Origin of the sequence: Brevibacillus sp. HB1.3 (assembly GCF_013186635.1) — a bacterium.
Taxonomy (GTDB): Bacteria; Bacillota; Bacilli; order Brevibacillales; family Brevibacillaceae; genus Brevibacillus; species Brevibacillus brevis_D.
This window is the reverse complement of record NZ_JABMIT010000001.1, coordinates 151,533-172,057: the sequence shown is the minus strand read 5'-3', so window position 1 is coordinate 172,057 and position 20,525 is coordinate 151,533. Positions and strand designations below refer to the sequence as shown.

Below are 20,525 nucleotides of genomic sequence, written 5' to 3'. Positions count from 1 at the left end.
AATACATGTACTCGTAGTCTACGCATTCTCCAATATTTTACTAAGGCCAAAATGACGGAAGTTGGAGAACCTAACAATAATCAACTGATATTCAAATCCATACCCGAAGGAGGGTAAGAAATGAAACAGCCTGTCAAATGGCTGCTAGCTGTAGTAGTATTCGCACTTCTCGTTACAACGGCGGTTATGGTATCTCCCTTACGCTCAGATGCATTCAGCAAGCAGATCGTTAAAGTAGGAGAAGAAGGCTCAGACGTGCGTGAGATGCAGTATCGCTTGAAGCACCTTGGATTTTATACAGGAAAAGTAGACGGCGTATTCGGGTGGCGTTCTTATTGGGCGCTACGTAACTTTCAGTATGAGTTTGGCTTACCCATAGACGGTGTCCTTGGTGCGCAAACGAAAGTAAAGCTGTACAACGCAACGAAAAATTATAAGCCCACTGCTTCTGATCTCGGGGTGCCACAAACCGCAACCCCTGCACCATCGACTCCTTCTGCGCCTTCTAAGCCTACGTATCATGTAGCCGGAATATCGGAGAACGACCTGCGTCTGATGGCGAATGCCGTGTACGGAGAATCGCGTGGAGAGCCCTACATTGGCCAAGTGGCAGTGGCGGCTGTTATTCTAAACCGGACGAAAAACGCGTCCTTTCCCAATACACCAGCGGGCGTTATCTTCGAACCTCGGGCTTTTACGGCTGTTGCGGATGGTCAGATTTGGCTAACACCGAACGAGCAGGCAAAAAAAGCAGTGAATGACGCGCTCAAAGGTTGGGACCCAACAGATGGAGCTATTTATTATTTCAACCCGGATACAGCTACATCCGGTTGGATTTGGAGCCGCCCTCAAATTAAAAAGATCGGCAGACACATTTTTTGCCGCTAGCACTCCATTTAAAAAAACAGGCACGACAGTCGTAAACTGCGTGCCTGTTTTCCTTTTCGAGTTTTCATTTCGAACGTTGTGATTGCATATGCTGAGCCATTTTGACGAATCGCTCTTCCGGTTCTGTGGTCCCGCAAACTCCACATTGTATCATGTAGTGCTCACCTTTGTACGGCTGGTGAAACATATCAAGCTCTTCTTGATGGAATTCTGCTACGACTTCGCCTGACTGTGGGTCCAGTCTTATATAGCGAGGGGTCTGCTCAATGACAGTGAACCTCATCCGATTCGATTTACATGTCGGGCACAACAAAGGCTGGGTCATAAAAAAACACCTCACTTTTCTAGTTCATGGTTAGTTTTGTCCAGAACAGGAACTCTATACCTATGAGGTTCTAGGGATGAGTAAAAATCGTAGAGGTGATGAAATGAACTTGAAACTCTTTTTCTCATTAGTTGGCGGGAGCATGGCATTAGCTGTCTACGCCCACTATTTTTCTGGAAATGAAATGCTCCAATTCGTCACAGCTTCACTGGCCATCATTTTTTTGGCGGCTTGGCTCGGAAAATCGACAGAGAGCGTCGCCCATTATGCTGGAGACCGAATCGGGGGCTTTCTTAACGCTACCTTCGGAAATGCCGCAGAACTTATTATTGCTTTTTTTCTGGTGAAAGAAGGCTTGTTCGATATGGTCAAAGCCTCTATTACGGGTGCGATCATCGGAAATATGCTGTTGGTTCTTGGCTTAAGCACGCTATTGGGTGGTCTTAAGTACAAGGAACAAACCTTCAATAGCCGGCTCGCCAGTCACAATGCTTCGTTGATGACTCTCGCAATCGTCGCTTTGTTCATTCCGGCTGTCTTCATGTTCGATCTGCCCGTGATCAAGGTGGAGATCATCAGTATCGTCATCGCCAGCCTGCTCATCATTGCCTACATTTTGTGGCTCATCTTTTCCATGATTACACACAGTGATTTTTTATCGGATATTGAGCCGCAAGAAAGTGATGCGGTATGGTCAAAGGGTGTCTCTCTCTTGATGCTTGCTGTCTCCACCTTTTTCGTTGCAGTTGTCTCGGAATGGCTGGTAGAGGGCGTACAGCATGTCTCCAAATCGTTAGGATGGTCGGAGTTATTCGTCGGTGCTTTTGTCATTGCGATCATCGGGAATGCCGCAGAGCACAGCGCTGCTATGCTGTTGGCACTAAAAGGACGCATCGGTGCAGCAGTCGAAATCGCAATTGGCTCCAGCTTGCAGATCGCCTTGTTTGTAGCCCCGACTTTGGTCATCATGAGTCTCTTGCTAGGCAATCCGATGGACATCGTGTTCTCTACCTTTGAATTGGCAGCAATCGGAGTTGCTACCTTTATAACAATTTCCATCACACGGGATGGCGCCACGAACTGGTTTGAAGGCGTCCTTCTTTTGACCGTGTATATTATTTTGGGTACGGTCTTTTTTTTCGCGTAAGGCACTGGAACAAAACAAAGGCTCCGCCATCTTATAGTGGCGAAGCCTTTCGTTGTTTTACCAGAGACCCAGCATTTGCAGGAAAACGGCGAGAATCGCGATAGGTGCTACATATTTAATCAGGAGAAGCCAAATGATAAACATGCGTTTGCCCAGAGAAGTATGCGCCCCCAGCTCGTTTATCAAAGTCTCACGCTTCATTTTCAGCGGAACGAAGATCGCAATGAGCAACGCTCCCAACGGCATCAAGACATTACTGACCAAAAAGTCCATCGCATCAAAGATAGATTTTCCGAACAGCGTAACCTCGCTCCATACACCGAATGACAAAGCCGACGGAACACCAACAATAAAAATCAGCAGACCCATCACCCAGGCAAGACGCTTGCGCTTTGCTTCGTCCCCCTTTGCAAGAGATGCAACGATAATTTCCAGCATCGAAAAAGCCGAAGTCAATGTAGCAAAAAGGAAAAGAGCCAAAAAGATTAACAGAAAAATGTTACCGAACGCAATTTTTTCAAACACGGAAGGCAGTACGATAAACAGTAATCCCGGCCCTGCTTCTGGCTTTACTCCAAGAGAGAAGACGGCAGGGAAAATGGCCAAACCGGCAAATAGCGATACGAGCAGATTCAAACTGACAATCGATCCAGCAGAACGAACCAGACTTTCGTTTTTGGCAAGGTACGAGCTGTACGTGACCATGACGGACACCCCGACGCTCAGCGCGAAAAAGGATTGACCCAATGCGTACAAGATCGATTGCGCACTCAGCTTGGTAAAATCAGGACGCAGAAAGAAGGAAACGCCCTCCATCGCCCCATCCAATGTCAAGGAACGAATCATCAATACCATGAATAAAAGGAACAAACCTGGCATCATGTACTTGTTAGCGGACTCAATTCCACTCGATACGCCTCTCGCGACTACCCATGCGGTAATGAGCATGAAAACCAACTGCGCAACTACTGCACCAACAGGATCACCGATAACATCACCAAACACTTTGTCGTACGCTGGCCCTTGCAATTGACCAGTAAACCCGCGAAGAAGATAACTAAGAATCCATCCTCCCACTACACTGTAAAAGGACAAGAGCAAGAAGCAAGTAGTCACCCCAAGGCGACCGATCCAATGCCAGAGTGAGCCGGGCGCAATTGTTTTATACGCACTGATCGCCTCTTTTTGTGTACTACGTCCGATTGTGAATTCTCCTAATAACAGGGGAAGACCAATTGCTAGCGTAAAGATAATGAATAACAGAAAGAACGCTCCACCGCCGCTTGTTCCGACCATGTATGGAAATTTCCAAATGGCCCCCAGTCCAATCGCTGAGCCTGCTGCTGCCAAGATGAAGCCGAGCCTGCTCGTCCATTGTTCGGCTTGTTTCATAGTTTTCACCCTCCAAATATATTCTTCTCATTCTGAAAAATGGGTACAAAAAAACCCGCCCCAAAAAGGGACGAGTTATTTATTTCTCGCGGTACCACCCTACTTAGACATCCCTGATAGGGAATGCCTCGCTTCGTCATTGATAACGGGTATGACCCGGACTCTCCTACTGGCGGCGCCTGCGTTCAGAGGTCAGCTCAAGAGTGAATTCAACGGGGCTTACATCAGGCTGCTCTCAGTCTATGGCAGCCTTCCCTGTCATGCAGCAGGTCCGTTTACTAGTCTCTTTCCTTGCTTGTTTGTATGATTCAGTTGTTGGGCTTTTCCGAAATAAAAAAAACCCGTCCAAAAAAGGGACGAGTTATTCGCGGTACCACCCTGATTAAGTGCACGGGATACAGATTCCCCCTACGCACTTCTCTCCATCATTGATAACGGGAATGACCCGATTCCTCCTACTAGGCAACCTGCCATTAAGAGGGCTGCTCAGGAGGGAATTCTACGGGGCGCGCTTCAAAGCTGCTTTCAGTCTAAGGCAGCTTCTCCCTGACAAGCGGTGATTCCGCATACTAGTCTCCGTCATTGCATTTCAAAATTAATAAAAAATTATAGACTTTAATTTAATATAAATACGTGAAATAGGCAAGTGTTTTTTCTCTCAATAAAATGAAAAGCGAGGATAATCGCCGCTCTCCTCGCCTTACCTTTGATTAAACAGTTCATGAAGATGGGCCAATTTACGCTCCAATGAACCCATAATTTCTCGACCGATGTCGTCGCTAATCAGTCCTAAGCGGACCGCATACTCTACTTCACGAGAAAGCCCGAACATTTGCGTATCCAGCACTTCTTCATACAGTGGGCACTGCGGCATGGTCAGGTTTTCCATCTGTACGTCGATCAGCTTGTAAATTTTATCGGCGTCTGCTTGAAGCAACGCTAGCGCTTTTTGTTCCAGATCGGGAACCTTAATTTCTGTCAAAACCTATCCCTCCGTTTGCCTCCATCCTTATCATACATAGTACGCGATTCTGGGCCATTTGAAAAGGGGAGAAGACAGATCAACTGCAAGAAGCTAAAAGATACCAAGCTTCCACTCTTTTGAGAGCAGCTCCAACAGCTTGACACCGGCTACCGAATTTCCTTTTTCATCCAGGGACGGACCGAACACACCAATCCCCATACGCTGTGGCACGGTTGCCATAATGCCGCCAGCAACGCCACTTTTCGCGGGAATTCCTACGTCAATTGCAAACTCCCCAGAGGCATTGTACATCCCACAAGTCACCATGAAAGTCTTGCAGATTCGCGCTACCTCTTCTGGAATCACTCGTTCACCCGTATTCACGAGAATTCCGTCTGCTGCAAGCACCATCCCTAGTGTAGCTACATCCTTCGCTGTCACCTCTATCGAGCAATGGCGAAAATACAGATCAAGCGTCTCTTCTACATCCGTTTCCAGTATGCCACTGTCCTTTAGAAACCAAGCGAGGGCACGATTGCGATCAGCCGTTTTCTTTTCAGAACAATAAACAGCTTGATTGATAGAAAGATGAGGATTCCCCGTCATTTTCCGCATTAAAGCCAGCACAGCATCTAGCCGCTCGTCCACGTTGGCACCACGAATCATTCCCGCAACGGCAATGGCTCCTGCATTGATCATCGGGTTCAGTGGTTTATGAGATTCGGTCGTCTCCAGTTTTATAATCGAATTAAACGGGTCTCCCGTTGGTTCTTTCCCCACATGCCGAAAAACGTAGTCCTTCCCGTTTTGGCATAAGGCGACGATCAGAGAGAAAATCTTGGAGATGCTTTGCATCGAGAATGGCACATCTGCATCTCCAGCAGAAAGGATCGTCCCATCGGGCAAGCATACAGCTACTCCCAATTGATGTCGTTCGACTTTTGCCAATTCAGGGATATAGGACGCTACACTCCCCATGTATGTAAACTCAAGTGATTGGTTGCGTATTTGCTCCAATTGATCGGACGCTTGTTTCAAATCCATTGAAAATCCCCTCAGTCTATTACGTCGATGTATACAGATTCGATTGTAGATTTCTGCAAGGGACATGTCAAATGATCCCTACTTATGAACAGCGTGCTCCAATCGTTCCATCGCTTCGACTAGAATCGATCTCGGGCAAGCAAAATTAATTCGCATGAAGCCTGCACCATCTGGCCCAAACGTCGTGCCATCGTGCAAACCGAGCTTTGCATCTTCGCGAATCAGTTTGTTCAATTCCGCCTGATTACATCCTAACTGTCTAAAATCCATCCATCCCAGGTATGTCGCTTCTGGAATTGCCATGGATACCCCCGGAATACGAGTCGATAAAAACTCATGTACAAAGTCTGCATTCTTACGCAAGTAGACCAACAGTTCTTCCAGCCATGCTTCTCCATGTTGGTAGGCGGCAATCGTTGCTTCCATCCCAAACAAATTTAGGTTCTCATAGCCCATTTTGGATGCTGTGACCTGGAAGTTCCGCAATAACTGCTGATTTTCTGTCATCAAATAAGAAGTGTACAGACCAGCCAAATTAAATGTTTTGGCGGCTGATAGAAAGGTAACGCTCTGGTTGGCTAATTCCGGTGCCAGCGAATAGTAAGGCGTATGAACATTTGGCTCATAGACCAAATCTGAATGAATCTCGTCGGCAACCACAAGGACGCCATTTTCTACACACAATCTTCCCAAGCGCTCCAGCTCTTCTCTGGTCCATACTCGCCCGATCGGATTATGCGGTGTACAAAGCAGCATGAGCTTCACCCGCGGGTCGCTCAGCTTTTGTGCGAGATCATCCCAATTCATTTCATAACGGCCGTCACGTTCCAAGAGTGGGCTGGTAACGACATGACGTCCGCGGTTTTCGACTGCATGATAAAAAGGATGATACACAGGCGTCTGGATCAAGACACTATCTCCGGGGGCTGTGTAGGCCTCTACCGCTACATGTATGCCGGGAACGACTCCAGGTATCCCTGTCATCCAGCTCACGTCTACCTCTACGCCAAATCGTTTGTGTATCCACTCTTTCAAGCTCTGATAAAAGGCATTTGACTTCAACGTGTATCCGTATATCGGGTGATTCGCTCGTTTGATCAATGCCTCCGTGATTTCGGGAGCGCAAGCAAAATCCATATCCGCCACCCACAGCGGAAGCATCCCTTCTCCGTTCACTTTTGGATTCTGAATCTCCCATTTGACACTATCTGTCCCTCTGCGTTCTATGCGCTGATCAAAATCGTACACGTTCGTTCCCTCCCCGTAGTCCCTTCCCTTACCTACACAGCATAAACCGTTTTTTCCAATTGTCCAAGCTCTCTTGCCAACGAAAAAAGCCACTTCGATGAGTGGCTCTCGGCTCTTTTCAATACTGGATCTATTAACGAGCGTATACCCCGGGACCGAACGGGAGATCCAGGAAGTACCATGCTGTCAATTGCAAGATCCATACAACCAAGAAAACGATCGCAAATGGCGTCATGGTAGAGAAAATCGTTCCCATCCCTGCATTCTTATTATACTTCTGATAGAAAGCCAGGAAAAGCGGGATGTACGGATTCACAGGTGAAATCGTATTGGTTGCAGAGTCTGCAATCCGGTAAGCGACTTGGATAAACGCTGGATTGTAATCTAACAGCATCAGCATTGGCATGAATACAGGTGCAAGGATCGCCCACAGCGCTGAACCACTCGTGATAAACAAGCTACAGATACCTGTGAAAAGTGTGAACGCAATAATGATTGGCAAGCCTGTCAGGCCCATGCTTGTCATGTATTCTGCACCATTGACAGCCATCAAAATCCCAATATTGCTCCAGTTAAAGAACGCGATGAACTGTGCTGCCGTAAACGCTAGCACAATAAAGCCCGACATATCCTTGATGGCTTCGGACATGTAATGCGGAATGTCCTTCGATGTTTTAATCAATCCCATTGCCCTACCGTACACGAACGATACGGTCACGAAGAACAGCAGGATGATGGGAATGATCCCTTTCAAAAATGGTGAGGTCAAGAAGTCACCTGTCTTTGGATCGCGCAGGAGGGAACCTTCTGGAACGACCAGCAACCCTACCATGACTACGAACATCAACGCTGCGATGCCAGCTTTGCGCAGTGCTTTGTTTTCTTGCGGAGTTACTTCTTCGAATTGTACGTTTCGATCTCCGTGATACGTACCAAGACGTGGTTCGATTATTTTATCGGTAATCCATCCTCCAAAGAAAGCGAGGATCACAACGGAAGCTGACATGAAGAACCAGTTATCTACTGGTGTAACCATTGCATTTGGATCAATTGTTTTCGCTACTTCGGTACTGATCCCTGCCAAGAGAGCATCTGTACCAGCAATGAAAAAGTTCGCCGTAAAACCGGAGGATACACCTGCCATACCAGCTGCAAAGCCTGCAATCGGGTGACGCCCCATTGCCAAGAACACGAGACCACCAAGTGGAGGAATAATAACCATGGCTGCATCAGAAGCAAGATTTCCTAAAATACCCACGAAAACAATGGCATAACTGACAACCGCTGCCGGAATGCCTGCCATCATTTTGCGTAGAACTGTCGTCAAAAGACCGATTTTTTCTGCCAGTCCAATTCCAAGCGTCATAGCCAGAACGAGACCAAGTGCTGGAAATTCAATAAAGTTTTTCAGCATACTCGTTAAAATCCAGTGAATACCTTCGACGCTAAGCAAGCTCTTAACGGCAACCTCTTCGCCTTTTGCCGGATGTATGACCGAAAAATCCATCGCTGCAAGGATTGCAGAGACTACCATCAATACGCCACACAAAATAATGAACAATACAAATGGGTGCGGGAGCTTATTCCCTACTGTTTCAATCCACTTTAGGATACCTTTTTGCTTCATCAGATCTACTTGCACATTCGTGCCTTTCGCCATCGTTTTGCCCCCTAAATCGTTTGAATTAACCAAATATTCACTCGACCTTGCAACCATCCTCGGGATGAATGATATGGGTTTCCTTCCCTAGCGCTCATCGCCGTTAATGTTTTTTGCGAAAGCCCTTTCAAAAATAGATAGGCTTGTACACAATGCCTCATATCTGCCTCCAGCTTTTTAGTAGGAATCTACTTATTACAGGAAAAGTTCACTCTCACATAATAACTTTCTAATATGATTATATAATCTATAAAAGGCATGTCAATAATTTTTAGACTATTTTAAGAATTTTTCGCTTTTTGGATAATTGCTGTCATTTGCGCGTCTATAGTAATATAGAGATTGATTATGAATGACCACGGAGGAATGACGTATGTCTGATGTTATCGTGTTCAAAGGGGCCATTTCTTTCCCTATTACATTGGATCCAACCGTTTGGGTTTTTGATGAACGCAAATTCGATCTGAAAACATACGCTGGCGAAGATGATAGCTCACTGGCTACACAAGCAAAGTATTTGGCTGGCACGGGAACGCAGTGGGATAAGGAGTTGCGTGAAGGGGCTACGCTTCCTTCTGAGAGAAAAAGCTTAGCCGAAGAACGTAAAGTGCTCGAAGGTGAGTACGGAATCCGTCTTGATCCCTTCATTACAAATGCTGAGCCCCTACCAGAGGTGACTCATGTCCGTCTTCACCGCGAGGATCAGGAAGCGGTCGTTCTTCCACTTGCCGAGGCAAGAAGAGCCATCCTCCAATTCTCCAAAGGCGGCAGGCCTATTAAAGAGGATGGTCCTGTGTATTTTTATTTGCCGGAAGTGTTGCTTGCCAAAGAAGAACCGATTAAAGGAATTACTGCTTTTGAGTTTATCACGGAGTAAGCGTAAGATAACAAAAGCCATCCTCCTTCGAAAAAAGAGGATGGCTTTTGCCATATGTTACGTATGAGTGATGATTTTGCTCTTAGGCGCTGAACTGCGTGATACGGATATTCCGATGCTGTAGTTCTTCGCGAAGCAATTCGATAAAAGCTGCATCTAGTTGAAGGTCGACAGCTCGATGATATACTTCTATCAACATTTGGTCACTTAAGTATTTCACCTTTGCTCACCTCCATCTCTAATATGAGCCCATTGTACCAGATGCGTTTGTATCGAACAACCGTTCGGATATCCACAAGCAATGTGGACATCTTGTTGGTAACATGTGGGCAAATTGTGCGTAACTCATAAGCATCCAAGCATTTCCTTTGTGGATGTTTTTTTCCTTTTATCCACAGTCAGTCGAAATTTGTCGAACGAATAATGCGACTATTCTGTCATAATGATCCCACATAAAAAAGCCACCCCTTCACAGGATGGCTTACCTTGTTGCTTTTATTCTGTCACGTGCAGTACTTGCTTGATGCGATCAATTGCCCAATCCAAGTCTTCTTTGCTGATAACGAGTGGCGGTGCAAAGCGAATGGTTGTCTCATGTGTTTCTTTGCACAGGAGTCCCAGTTCTTTTAGTTTCTCGCAATATGGACGAGCTGCTGTAGTCAGTTCCAAGCCGATGAACAGACCGCGACCGCGAATTTCCTTGATGATCGGGTTATTGATTTCTTTCAATTTCTCCATGAAGTATGCGCCCATTTCCAGGGAGCGCTGTACAAGACCTTCGTCAGCCAATACATCCATAGCTGCGATGGCAACTGCACATCCGAGTGGATTTCCGCCAAAGGTAGAACCGTGGGAGCCTGGCTCAAATACGCTCAAGATTTCTTTATCTGCGGCTACTGCAGAGATCGGGAACACGCCACCACCAAGAGCTTTCCCCATGATGTACATGTCTGGTACTACATTTTCCCAATCGCTGGCAAACATTTTACCTGTACGTCCAAAGCCTGTTTGAATCTCATCGCTGACTAAGAGTACATTGTTTGCTTTACATACCTCTTGTGCCTGCTTCAAGAAGCCCTCTTGCGGAATGATGATCCCTGCTTCGCCTTGGATTGGCTCCAGCATGAATGCTGCTGTATTCGGTGTAATCGCTTGCTTAAGCGCTTCGATATCGCCATAAGGAATGATTTTGAAACCAGGTGTGAATGGTCCAAAGCCACGTCTGTACTCTTCTGCAGAAGAGAAGGAAGTCACTGTGACAGTACGACCATGGAAGTTCCCTTCACAAACGATGATTTCTGCTTGGTTTTCTGGTACTTTTTTCACATCATAAGCCCAGCGACGAACTGCTTTGAGAGCCGTTTCTACTGCTTCAGCACCCGTGTTCATTGGCAGGATCATTTCTTTTCCTGTCACCGCAGAGAGCTTTTCGTAGAATTCACCCAGTTGATCATTGTAAAAAGCACGGGAAGTGAGGGTTACTTTATCTGCTTGATCTTTCAGAGCTTGGATGATACGTGGATGACGATGTCCTTGGTTCAGCGCAGAATATGCACTCAGCATATCCAGATATTTATTGCCCTCCGGATCGTGTACCCATACGCCTTCTGCTTTGGAAATAACGATCGGTAGCGGATGATAGTTGTGCGCACCGAATTTTTCTGTTTGTTCAATAACCACGTTTGTTTTACTCATGTCGTTAGCCTCCTTCAAGATCACTTGCTAAAATTATCTAGCAAGAACGATGCCAAACAAGAAAAACCCACAAAGTCGATCTAATCCGATCTAATGAGCAAAAAATTTTTGCATCTCGCATTCATATTCTTTTGCAGTGCATAATGTTTTTGCACTCATTCTCTTTATGCTATGATACCCTCATAAGGAAAGGCTGGTGACCACAGTGTCGTCTTCTACGCATAATTCTTCTGCTGACACTCTCTTGCGAATTTATGAACATATTTTGGACAGAATGAATGAAGGTGTACATGTCATCGATTCGGACGGGACAACGATTGTCTACAATTCCAAAATGACCGAGCTGGAATTGATGACCAGACAAGACGTTTTGCACAAACCTTTGGCAGAGGTTTTTCAGTTCCCTTCCGGACAGGAAAGTACCTTGCTCACTTGCTTGCGTACCGGAAATAGCATTCGCAATACACGCCAAACGTATTTCAATGACAAGCAAAAAGAAATTTCAACCATCAACAATACGTACCCCATCGTTGAAAATGGCAAGATCATCGGCGCGATGGAAATCGCAAATGATGTTACCAAGATGGAACGATTGATCAGAGAAAACCTGCTGCAAAAAAACGGGTCACGCTACACATTCGAGCACATTATCGGGAGAAGCGGTCCTATTCTCGATGTCATAGAGAATGCCAAACGCGCAGCACGCACCTCCTCATCCGTATTGGTAGTCGGTGAAACGGGTGCCGGGAAAGAATTGTTCGTGCAAAGCATTCATAATGCCAGTCTGCGTGCATCTGGTCCCCTCATCTCACAAAACTGCGCTGCGCTTCCAGATAGCCTGATTGAAGGGCTTTTGTTTGGAACGGCTCGCGGAGCATTTACCGGAGCAGTAGAGCGACCTGGATTGTTTGAACAAGCGGAAGGCGGAACACTCTTTCTCGACGAAATCAACTCGCTTAGTATGCCACTACAGGCAAAATTGTTGCGTGCTCTGCAAGAGAAGTCGATTAGACGTATTGGTGACACAAAGGATCGAACGATCGATGTACGTATCATTGCGGCTATCAATGAAGATCCTGTTGAAGCAATTGCCAATTCGCATTTGCGAAAAGATCTGTACTATCGTCTCGGAGTCGTCACGTTATTTCTTCCCCCGCTTCGGGATCGCAAAGAAGATATTCCGATGCTGGTCAGCCATTTTATCGAAAAATATAATGAGCTGTTTCAAATGGAGGTAAGAAACATCAGTGACGAGGTTCTGCAATTTTTTATCCAGCATGACTGGCCTGGCAATGTGCGTGAACTTCAGCACTTGATCGAGGGCGCCATGAATCTGATGATTGACGAATCAACCATACGCTATGAACACTTGCCCTTACACTTTTTGCGTCGTACGCCAGCCGTTTCCGTAACAATCGAGCAACCCTCCCCTCACACGTTGCCATTTTTGGATGAAGGAAAGCCGTTGAAGGAAACGATGCAAGAATTTGAAACTGCATATATTCACCATGTTGTGGAACGCTATAACGGAAATATTTCAAGAGCAGCCAAGGAATTGCAAATCAGTCGTCAAAGCTTGCAATATCGTTTACGTAAGCTGGGGATTAAAGGATAAAGCATATTAATAAAAACGTTCTGGTTTGAGTCAACATGGTGGAGGAGAAGAAAAAGCACAGTTCTCTTCGACTCTGACACACCCGCAAGGGTGACTCACTGCTCGTCTCCATTTCAAAAAGGGGACCGTCGAGCCAAAGCCACCCTACGGGCGGACGTTTCTCGAAGAAGAAGTGTTCGACAAGCGTGGTCCCCTTTTTGAAGTTCCGACTGGGTAGGCGTTTTCAAGGTCTAGGAGCCCTGCGCTTTTTCTTCTCACCAGCTTAGTTGGTTCATCGTTCCCCTCTAAAAACTTGCATGATAATTTCATGAGATGCTATTTTATCAGCCCAACTTTTTCCTTATCATTTTTAATAAACGCCAAGAGATTTGGCGTTTTTTTAATTATTTTGCATCTACATGCCGAATCTTTTTGCGCTTTTTGCCAGCAAATCCCTCAAAAATAATATTTTCATAAAGTATTTCATTTGGTATCATTCTTGCAGAGCATATATGGCTATCGCGCTGAAAACGCATACATCCATTTAACATACTCGCGTGAAGGAGAGGGTTATATGTCCCAAAGCAACATGGAACAGCACAATCAATTGAAACGCACGATGAACAGCAGACACCTCTTTATGATTTCTCTTGGCGGCGTAATCGGAACCGGGTTATTCCTCGGATCAGGTTATACAATTAGTCAGGCAGGACCAGTTGGTGCCATTCTCTCCTATTTAGTCGGCGGCTTTATCATGTACCTGACTATGCTATGTCTGGGCGAGCTGACAGTTGCCATGCCAGTGGCTGGTTCGTTCCAAACATATATGACTCGCTTTGTTAGCCCATCACTTGGGTTTGGTGTAGGCTGGTTGTATTGGCTTGGTTGGGCAGTGACCGTTGCTTTAGAGTTGTTGTCATCAGGACTGCTGATGCAACGTTGGTTCCCTGACTCACCTGTTTGGATGTGGTGTGCGATCTTCGGTGTAGTGCTCTTCTTATTAAATGCTTTATCGGCTCGTGCGTTCGGTGAATCTGAGTTTTGGTTTTCCAGCATTAAAGTAAGCGCTATCATCTTGTTCATCATCTTGGGTGGAGCGGCGATGTTTGGCTTCATTGACCTGAAAAACGGTCAGCCTGCGCCAATGCTCACCAATTTTACAGAAAGCCCGCTTCTCCCCTTTGGAATTACAGGCTTGCTGATGACGATGATCACCGTGAACTTCTCCTTCCAAGGTACCGAGCTAATCGGGATTGCGGCTGGAGAAAGTGAGAATCCCGAGAAGACGATTCCGAAGGCCATTCGTACAACGGTTTGGCGTACACTCGTGTTCTTCATTCTGGCGATTGCCATTGTGGCAGGGATGATTCCACATCAACAGGCGGGTGTGATTGAAAGTCCGTTTGTCGTCGTATTTGACAGCATTGGGATTCCTTATGCAGCTGATATTATGAACTTCGTTGTCCTGACAGCACTTCTCTCTGTTGCCAACTCTGGTTTGTACGCAGCAACTCGTATGCTTTACTCCCTGTCCAAAGAAGGAATGGCTTCGAAAAAGCTTGGGGCTGTAAATGGAAAAGGGATTCCGATGAACGCTTTGTTGATTACGTTTGCAATCGCTCTCTTGTCTCTTCTCTCCGGTATTTTTGCCGAAGATACGGTGTTCATGGTACTGTTGTCTATCGCTGGTCTCGGCGCACAGGTAGGATGGATCTCCATCTCCGCTTCGCAGCTCGCATTCCGTCGTCATTACCTGAAAAACGGAGGCAAGCTGGAGGATCTGAAGTTCCGTACACCTTTGTACCCTATACTGCCTTTGATTTCCTTGATTTTGAACTTGCTCGTTCTCGTGAGTCTGGCATTCGATCCAGAACAGCGCATCGCCTTGTACTGCGGGGTTCCGTTCATGATCATTGCGATCTGCGTGTATCAATTCCATTTTAAAAAGAAACTCGAAGCGTAAATCAAAAAGAAAAGCTTGCAGCCCCCTTTCAAGAAGGGACTGCAAGCTTTTCGTGCTTTATATGCGATGCGTTAGGCTTGGCAATGCTACAATGAGATTCGGACAATTTCCGTAACGACTACCATGGCAAAGACTGCAAATCCAAGGGAACTCGTTACCAGCAACATGCGCTTTAGCTTTTTCATATCTTCCATAAAATTCCCTCACTTTCTTGCGCCAATCATCTCTATCGTTATATACGTATGAACGATGGAAAATGTTTCATTTCGCCCAAAAATATTTACGATCGAGCTATTTTCTTTAGATCATTCCCGATTTGTCCGGTTTGTTGTTCCATACGATGCAGCATCCAGGCCACCCCAAACCCGATGACCAAACAAATGGTCCACGGCAGCCACGGCATTTGCAAACGCAGCCCGACATCGTACACCCATCCTCCCGCTACCTGTCCAAATGAACCCCCGATGGCAATCGAATACCCGTTGAAGCCGTAATAGGCGCCCACCAAGTCCTTGGGAGCAAAACGGGGAACGACATCCACCAGATTCGGAACAGCAATCATGGTACCCAGTGCAAAAAGGAACACATCCAAGAGGATAAGCCACAAAGAATCGGCAAACGTGAACAAAAATAGTCCCACGCTCATAAACAACGTCCCGATGCCAATCAAGGTAAGCCTTTGCGGGTAACCCTCCAGCAATTGTGTCACTTTCATTTGAAATAAGATCACAAACAGCGAAAGCGCAGAAAGCACGATCCCTACATTCACCTTGCTATGTGTAACATTTTCAACAAACAGTGGAATCGTTAAGAACACCTGCATATTCAAATAATAATACCCCATCAAAATAAAGGTATATCTTACAAACAGCTTGTCCTTCACTACCGTAGACATACTTTCCCATATACTATGCCGTGTATTCGTGGCGCGAATCGGTGGGAAGAAAAAGAAGATCACGATGGTATTCACTCCGAAAACGGCCCCTGCAAACAGCGAAATGTACGTAAAATCAATAGCCGAGAGTGCTGTCCCCACGATTTGGGAACCGACAACCGCAATATTGCCTAGCACATTGCGAAGGGAGAATACTTCTTTTCGAATGGCCTCAGGTGTAATAATGGCGTAGGCAGCAGAGCAAGCAGGCTCAAACAACGCCCCACCCAAACCGGAAAGAATCGCGGCAACAAAAAAGTGCCATGTCTCGGTACAAAAAGCGAACATCGCAAAACCAACGGCACGTACGCCCAATCCGAGGAACATCGCCCCTTTGTATCCGAAAGCATCCGCGATCACACCACCTAAAAAGGCAAGACCTTGCTGGGAGAACTGTCTGACACTCAGGACAATCCCTGCCATCGCCAGTGTCCAACCGATGCTGCCCGTCAAATACAAAGTGAGATAGGGGATTAATGCATAAAAACCCATATTCATCATAAAAGATGTACTTAACAAGAGCTTCACTGAAAAGGGCGTTTCTCGCCACCATTCCCACTTCATTCCAATACCCCTCGCTCTCCCGATAGCCCACATGAAATAAGGATATCCCCAGCTTAGCGAACAGGGTATAATTTTGGAAACGAACATTTTTGTATATGGTAATCAAATATTTAGATAAGAGGGATTCCAACTGTATGGACTTCGAACAATTACGCGCTTTCTACACATTGGCCCAAACGAAAAATTTCACCAAGGCTGCGGAAATGCTCCACTTAGTCCAGTCTACGGTGACAATGCGAATCAAGCAACTGGAAGAAAAAGTTGGCAAACCTCTTTTCATTCGTGATAAAAGAAGTGTTGAAATTACGCAAGCGGGCTTAACCCTATTACCGTATGCAGAGAGAATCCTCAAACTGTCCCATGAAGCCCTAAATGAAGTTGCTTCACTCCAGCCTTATGAAGACTATTTATCAATCGGCAGCTTAAATGCGATCTGGACTTCTACCCTCGAGCCGATCTTGAAAGAGTACCACTATCGCTATCCACAAATTGCGATTAGCACAAAGACAGGCCACTCATCCGATGTCATCCAGTATTTGCTAGACAACGTGATTCAAATCGGAATCGTATACGTTCCCCCATCCTTGCCCAACTTTGAAGTCATTCCAACGTGGGATGATGAAATCGTCCTAGTGTGCTCTCCAGAGAGCCCCATTGCCGCATCTACACAGGTCAATTCGCGCGAGCTGCGCAATCTCCCGTTGCTGTACATGAATTGGGGCCCTCCGTTTAACGAGTGGATTAGACAGACACTGCCGCGTAATTATGTACCCAAGTTAACCGTAGACAAAGCGGAGCTCGCCATCGATCTGATAAAAGAAGGTCTCGGCGTGAGCTTGTTGACGCGCTCTACCGTCAAAGCCGATCTCGCGGCTGGTACCTTGAAGGAACTGATCATAACAGGCAATAAGCCTCCCAAACGCTCGGCGTACATCGTCTTGCCGAAGGACAAAAAAAATAAACCCAGCGTAGAAAAATGGCTGAGTTTAATGAGTGAATTAGGGTATTCCACCTAGCTTCATGATTATCTGGAATGAGGTACGGGGTCGACGACTGTGCTTCGTCTCCCCATCCTTTCTTCATAGCCAAGACGAAGGAGAAAGTACCAGCACATCGATAGGAAAAAGCCGGTAAGCACATCACTCAAATAATGAACGCCCAAATACACACGGCTGAACGCGAGCAATGCTACAAAAATAAAAGCCGCTGGCTGAACGAGCGACGACCATCTTTTCTCCGCAAACCATTGGGCAATCCAAAATGCGACCATGCAATAAAAGGCTGGCCCAATCATCGCATGACCACTCGGAAACGAAAAGGACTCCGGAAGCTCAATCAGATTGACGCCACTCGGTCTAGGTCTGGCAAAAAAAAGCTTTAAGAGCTCATTTGCAACTTCACTGACAGCGAGGGAAATGAGAACAAACATTGCCTCCTCACGATATTTCTTTATGTATAGGACAGCGATTATAATCACCGCTACTGGTACAAGAAACATGCCTCCGCCCAGATTGGTTATCCATCGAAAAAAAACAGTCCCAACATCCCAGCGAATCGACTCCGCAAATGCAATGGCAGCTTGATCCATACCTGCCACTTTCCCCGATGCATAGAGGGCAAACATGATCGTAGCAAGTACCGCAAATGTAAGTGCTCCGCCTACATATCCATTTTTTCTCGTTGTCTGATTCATTGTTGATCTCCTCTTTCCATCAAAAAGCGCAAGGACTCCGCAAATCGCTGATCGTCTTCACGCGTGCGAGCAGCAGGCCCCTTCGTACGACCTCCCCCGCGTCGATATCTCGCTTTTTCATTTCGTTCTTCCAAATGGAACGCAATCCGTTCCGGGTCAAAAACCATCCCGTGTGGTGTCAGGGCATGGGCCCTCTTCCCGAGAATGAGCGCCGCCAGACCAATATCTTGCGTCACCACGACATCTCCTGAACTCGTTTCATTCGCGAGCTTCATATCTACCGCTTGTGGGCCGGCATCTACCGTCACATGATTTGCGTTGCCGATTTGATGATTATAACTGGCAAAGGTCAGACAGAGCCAGTCGAGCTCCTTGCACAATGCTTGGGCAGTTAAGAGTGCCTGGCGCGGACAAGCATCCGCATCGATAAGAACACGTCCTTTTGACATGGTTGCTCCTTTCGTGTGTATTTCTCTCCCCGTACGGATTCATTTTTGGTATGATGGAGGTGGAGAGGAGTGAGTTCACCTTTGCGCTATCAATTTATCCATGATGAACGGCTAGGTATACGGCTTCCCGTGCTGCATCTGGAATGGGAAGATTATTCGACTGTAGAAAGAGCGGACATGTTGCTAGAATGGGAAGAAATCCGCGCGTCCATTCCAGATCAAATACACCGGGTAGAGAAGGTTATCATTGAGAAAACCAACCAAATGTCCGAAGAAGAAAATTTCGTCAGATCTTGCGAATTAAACAGCGAGATCCACGAATTGGCCAGTGTTATTAACGATCTTAATATATGGTTCCGTGTCCAGCAAGACCATGACACCAAAATCCATCAATAATTCGTTTGTAAAAAGCAACAGCTCCTTGGCTTCATTTCTAGCCTCGGAGCTGTTTTTTTCGTAGGGTCGCTATGCTCTTTTTCGCTTGCGACCAATTTCTAGCGCCTTCAGCCCTGCTACATGTGGCGCAGCCATCGAAGTGCCATTCAGCTTTTTAAACTGATTCCCCGGCCACGTAGACAGAATATCAACTCCAGGTGCTTTCATATTTACACCCTTGCCTCTCGCACTGAACGATGCCAATTTTCCCGTTTGATCTATTGCACTAACCCCTAAGACACCATCGTACCGGGCTGGATACTCCGCTTCTCCCCCTCCGTTGCCTGCCGAAGCTACCAGTACGATTCCTTGTTGATGGGCCCGACCAACTGCCCTTGCCATTGCTTCGCTATATTGGGGCATACCAAAGCTCATGTTGATCACATCCATCTTATTGGCAATCGACCATTGCAGGGCCTGCAAAATGGTCGACAAAGATGATTGACCATCATAATCAAAAGCACGAACGTCATACAAATGGGCCTCTGGAGACACTCCGACAATTCCTCTTTGGTTCATCTCAGCTACGATGATCCCGGCGACATGCGTACCGTGTCCATTTTGTTTGCCGCGGACAAGCTGGATGCCGCCCTTTATTTGATCCTTCAAATCAAAATGATCGCGGGAGATTCCCGTATCGATGACAGCGACCTTGACGCCTGCTCCACGACCCTTTCGCCACAATCTCTGTGCCCCGACATATCTCACGCCCCACGGGATTTCATCCTCCCCTTCCGCATGGACGCTTACGGTAATGTTCTCCTCCACCATCGCTTTGTACCTTCGAAAAAGCTCCTCATGCTGCTCAAAAATCTTTTGTTTGACACACAAGCAAGAAAGGTCATCATAGCATCGCCATGGAAGTCTCTCGGTTTTCGTCAGAACCTTGGTTTTCAAATCTGACAGTATCTCGGTAAACGGCGTATCCCGATGAAAGCTGACAATTTTCAACCCACTAGCCTCCTGTCATGCATCGTTCTGACTCATCCTATGTCACGGCTCCCCCTATGGGTTTGGGCCATTGCACAACGTTAAGCAAAATAGGCGAATAACGACGTGAATCTGTCCAAGCGAACCCCCTTGCTTTTCCATATAACTGCATAGGGCAGACGTATTCTTTTGAAAGGAGCGTTGCATCATGGCAAAAGCAAAAGGAAATGCAAGGGCAAAAGTCAAGCTCAAAGCGAAGGGCAATCCACGTGATTTATTGAAATCCATCAACAAGAAAAGCAAGAAAAAATGGACGATGGGCGATGTCCGGTCGCTGGCAAAAGACTTCTCCATGAAAGACTTGAGGGACGACAAGAAATTAAGCGAGCTGATTAAAAAAGTCAGCAAGGCGGTCGGTGTCAAATTATCCGACCAGCAAATGTCCAGTGTAAAAAAACAAGTTCACGATCGCCTCGGATAGGATAGGTCTCCCCTTTGCTTCGCCTCTCTATGGCGAAGCTTTTTTTTGCAAAACAAAAGAGAGAGCGAAAAATCGCTCTCCCTTCTGGCGAAGCTACCTAGTGTTTTCGTTAGTCGCAAGAGCAAGCAACGATAACGAGCAATACGAACAACACCAGTATTAAAGCAAAGTCGTCAAATCCTCCGTTGAACAGACTCATTCGCTTTCCCTCCTTTGCCAGCAACTAGTCATACTGTATGTGC

The 20,525-nt window shown here is 46.4% G+C and carries 21 protein-coding genes and 2 other annotated features; of the genes, 8 read left to right on the top strand and 13 right to left on the bottom strand.

The annotated features are described in order from the left end of the window. The first annotated feature begins 120 nt into the window (after positions 1-120). The gene (gene sleB, locus HPY31_RS00895) at positions 121-888 is read left to right on the top strand and encodes a spore cortex-lytic enzyme (RefSeq protein WP_172137730.1); all 768 of its coding nucleotides are present in this window, start codon (positions 121-123) and stop codon (positions 886-888) included. Between the two features lie 64 nt (positions 889-952). Here sleB and HPY31_RS00890 read toward each other — a convergent pair whose 3' ends face one another. Then, positions 953-1,213 (bottom strand): hypothetical protein, encoded by a 261-nt coding sequence (locus HPY31_RS00890; RefSeq protein WP_172137728.1) that lies wholly within the window; start codon positions 1,211-1,213, stop codon positions 953-955. A 103-nt stretch (positions 1,214-1,316) separates the two neighbouring features. Between HPY31_RS00890 and cax the strand changes: the two genes are divergently transcribed. Next, the gene (gene cax, locus HPY31_RS00885) at positions 1,317-2,360 is read left to right on the top strand and encodes a calcium/proton exchanger (protein WP_172138843.1); all 1,044 of its coding nucleotides are present in this window, start codon (positions 1,317-1,319) and stop codon (positions 2,358-2,360) included. 57 nt (positions 2,361-2,417) lie between these two features. On the opposite strand, the gene HPY31_RS00880 is transcribed toward cax, so the two are convergent. The 5 genes from HPY31_RS00880 to HPY31_RS00860 all read right to left on the bottom strand — a co-directional run bounded on the left by HPY31_RS00880 (position 2,418) and on the right by HPY31_RS00860 (position 8,668). Continuing rightward, on the bottom strand, positions 2,418-3,752 hold the full coding sequence (locus HPY31_RS00880) for a sodium-dependent transporter (RefSeq protein ID WP_172137726.1): 1,335 nt from the start codon (positions 3,750-3,752) through the stop codon (positions 2,418-2,420). Positions 3,753-3,815: 63 nt separating this feature from the next. Beyond that, positions 3,816-4,053: a binding site (T-box leader), on the bottom strand. 48 nt (positions 4,054-4,101) lie between these two features. Further along, positions 4,102-4,344, bottom strand: a binding site (T-box leader). Positions 4,345-4,452: 108 nt separating this feature from the next. Further along, positions 4,453-4,734: an Fpa/YlaN family protein gene (locus HPY31_RS00875; protein WP_012685955.1), complete on the bottom strand. Its 282-nt coding sequence runs from the start codon at positions 4,732-4,734 to the stop codon at positions 4,453-4,455. 93 nt (positions 4,735-4,827) lie between these two features. Continuing rightward, positions 4,828-5,760: a glutaminase A gene (gene glsA / locus HPY31_RS00870; RefSeq protein ID WP_172137724.1), complete on the bottom strand. Its 933-nt coding sequence runs from the start codon at positions 5,758-5,760 to the stop codon at positions 4,828-4,830. Between the two features lie 78 nt (positions 5,761-5,838). Next, positions 5,839-7,008: a MalY/PatB family protein gene (locus tag HPY31_RS00865; protein WP_172137722.1), complete on the bottom strand. Its 1,170-nt coding sequence runs from the start codon at positions 7,006-7,008 to the stop codon at positions 5,839-5,841. Between the two features lie 133 nt (positions 7,009-7,141). After that, positions 7,142-8,668: an AbgT family transporter gene (locus HPY31_RS00860; protein ID WP_172137720.1), complete on the bottom strand. Its 1,527-nt coding sequence runs from the start codon at positions 8,666-8,668 to the stop codon at positions 7,142-7,144. A 373-nt stretch (positions 8,669-9,041) separates the two neighbouring features. Here HPY31_RS00860 and HPY31_RS00855 point away from each other — a divergent pair, with 373 nt between their 5' ends. Beyond that, positions 9,042-9,545, top strand: a complete 504-nt coding sequence (locus tag HPY31_RS00855; protein ID WP_172137718.1) for a molybdopterin-binding protein — start codon at positions 9,042-9,044, stop codon at positions 9,543-9,545. An 82-nt stretch (positions 9,546-9,627) separates the two neighbouring features. Here the strand turns inward: HPY31_RS00855 and sda are convergent, their stop codons facing one another. Then, positions 9,628-9,765 carry a sporulation histidine kinase inhibitor Sda gene (sda, locus tag HPY31_RS00850; protein ID WP_007725857.1) on the bottom strand — a complete coding sequence of 46 codons (138 nt, stop codon included), beginning with the start codon at positions 9,763-9,765 and terminating at the stop codon, positions 9,628-9,630. 275 nt (positions 9,766-10,040) lie between these two features. Continuing rightward, entirely contained in the window at positions 10,041-11,240 is a 1,200-nt protein-coding gene (locus tag HPY31_RS00845; RefSeq protein WP_172137716.1) for an ornithine--oxo-acid transaminase, read from the bottom strand. 196 nt (positions 11,241-11,436) lie between these two features. Here HPY31_RS00845 and HPY31_RS00840 point away from each other — a divergent pair, with 196 nt between their 5' ends. Together HPY31_RS00840 and HPY31_RS00835 are read left to right on the top strand one after the other, a co-directional pair. Continuing rightward, on the top strand, positions 11,437-12,855 hold the full coding sequence (locus tag HPY31_RS00840; RefSeq protein ID WP_172137714.1) for a sigma-54 interaction domain-containing protein: 1,419 nt from the start codon (positions 11,437-11,439) through the stop codon (positions 12,853-12,855). 553 nt (positions 12,856-13,408) lie between these two features. Continuing rightward, positions 13,409-14,797: an amino acid permease gene (locus HPY31_RS00835; protein WP_012685948.1), complete on the top strand. Its 1,389-nt coding sequence runs from the start codon at positions 13,409-13,411 to the stop codon at positions 14,795-14,797. Positions 14,798-15,077: 280 nt separating this feature from the next. On the opposite strand, the gene HPY31_RS00830 is transcribed toward HPY31_RS00835, so the two are convergent. Then, on the bottom strand, positions 15,078-16,295 hold the full coding sequence (locus tag HPY31_RS00830; RefSeq protein WP_172137712.1) for an MDR family MFS transporter: 1,218 nt from the start codon (positions 16,293-16,295) through the stop codon (positions 15,078-15,080). Positions 16,296-16,429: 134 nt separating this feature from the next. Between HPY31_RS00830 and HPY31_RS00825 the strand changes: the two genes are divergently transcribed. After that, complete coding sequence (locus tag HPY31_RS00825; RefSeq protein ID WP_172137710.1) at positions 16,430-17,311, top strand: LysR family transcriptional regulator; 882 nt, start codon at positions 16,430-16,432, stop codon at positions 17,309-17,311. 8 nt (positions 17,312-17,319) lie between these two features. Here the strand turns inward: HPY31_RS00825 and HPY31_RS00820 are convergent, their stop codons facing one another. Further along, positions 17,320-17,988 carry a phosphatase PAP2 family protein gene (locus HPY31_RS00820; RefSeq protein WP_172137708.1) on the bottom strand — a complete coding sequence of 223 codons (669 nt, stop codon included), beginning with the start codon at positions 17,986-17,988 and terminating at the stop codon, positions 17,320-17,322. Further along, the gene (locus HPY31_RS00815) at positions 17,985-18,437 is read right to left on the bottom strand and encodes a YaiI/YqxD family protein (protein ID WP_172137706.1); all 453 of its coding nucleotides are present in this window, start codon (positions 18,435-18,437) and stop codon (positions 17,985-17,987) included. The genes HPY31_RS00820 and HPY31_RS00815 overlap by 4 nt, the downstream gene beginning before the upstream one ends. A 69-nt stretch (positions 18,438-18,506) precedes the next feature. On the opposite strand from HPY31_RS00815, the gene HPY31_RS00810 reads away from it, so the two are divergent. Continuing rightward, on the top strand, positions 18,507-18,833 hold the full coding sequence (locus HPY31_RS00810; RefSeq protein ID WP_172137704.1) for a hypothetical protein: 327 nt from the start codon (positions 18,507-18,509) through the stop codon (positions 18,831-18,833). A 69-nt stretch (positions 18,834-18,902) separates the two neighbouring features. On the opposite strand, the gene HPY31_RS00805 is transcribed toward HPY31_RS00810, so the two are convergent. Continuing rightward, a complete protein-coding gene (locus HPY31_RS00805) occupies positions 18,903-19,823 on the bottom strand; it encodes a S8 family peptidase (RefSeq protein WP_016739835.1) in 921 nt (306 codons plus the stop codon). 187 nt (positions 19,824-20,010) lie between these two features. Here HPY31_RS00805 and HPY31_RS00800 point away from each other — a divergent pair, with 187 nt between their 5' ends. Continuing rightward, on the top strand, positions 20,011-20,283 hold the full coding sequence (locus tag HPY31_RS00800; protein WP_016739834.1) for a stage VI sporulation protein F: 273 nt from the start codon (positions 20,011-20,013) through the stop codon (positions 20,281-20,283). Between the two features lie 109 nt (positions 20,284-20,392). Here the strand turns inward: HPY31_RS00800 and HPY31_RS00795 are convergent, their stop codons facing one another. Then, the gene (locus HPY31_RS00795; protein ID WP_100169674.1) at positions 20,393-20,482 is read right to left on the bottom strand and encodes a YjcZ family sporulation protein; all 90 of its coding nucleotides are present in this window, start codon (positions 20,480-20,482) and stop codon (positions 20,393-20,395) included. Between the last annotated feature and the right edge of the window lie 43 nt (positions 20,483-20,525).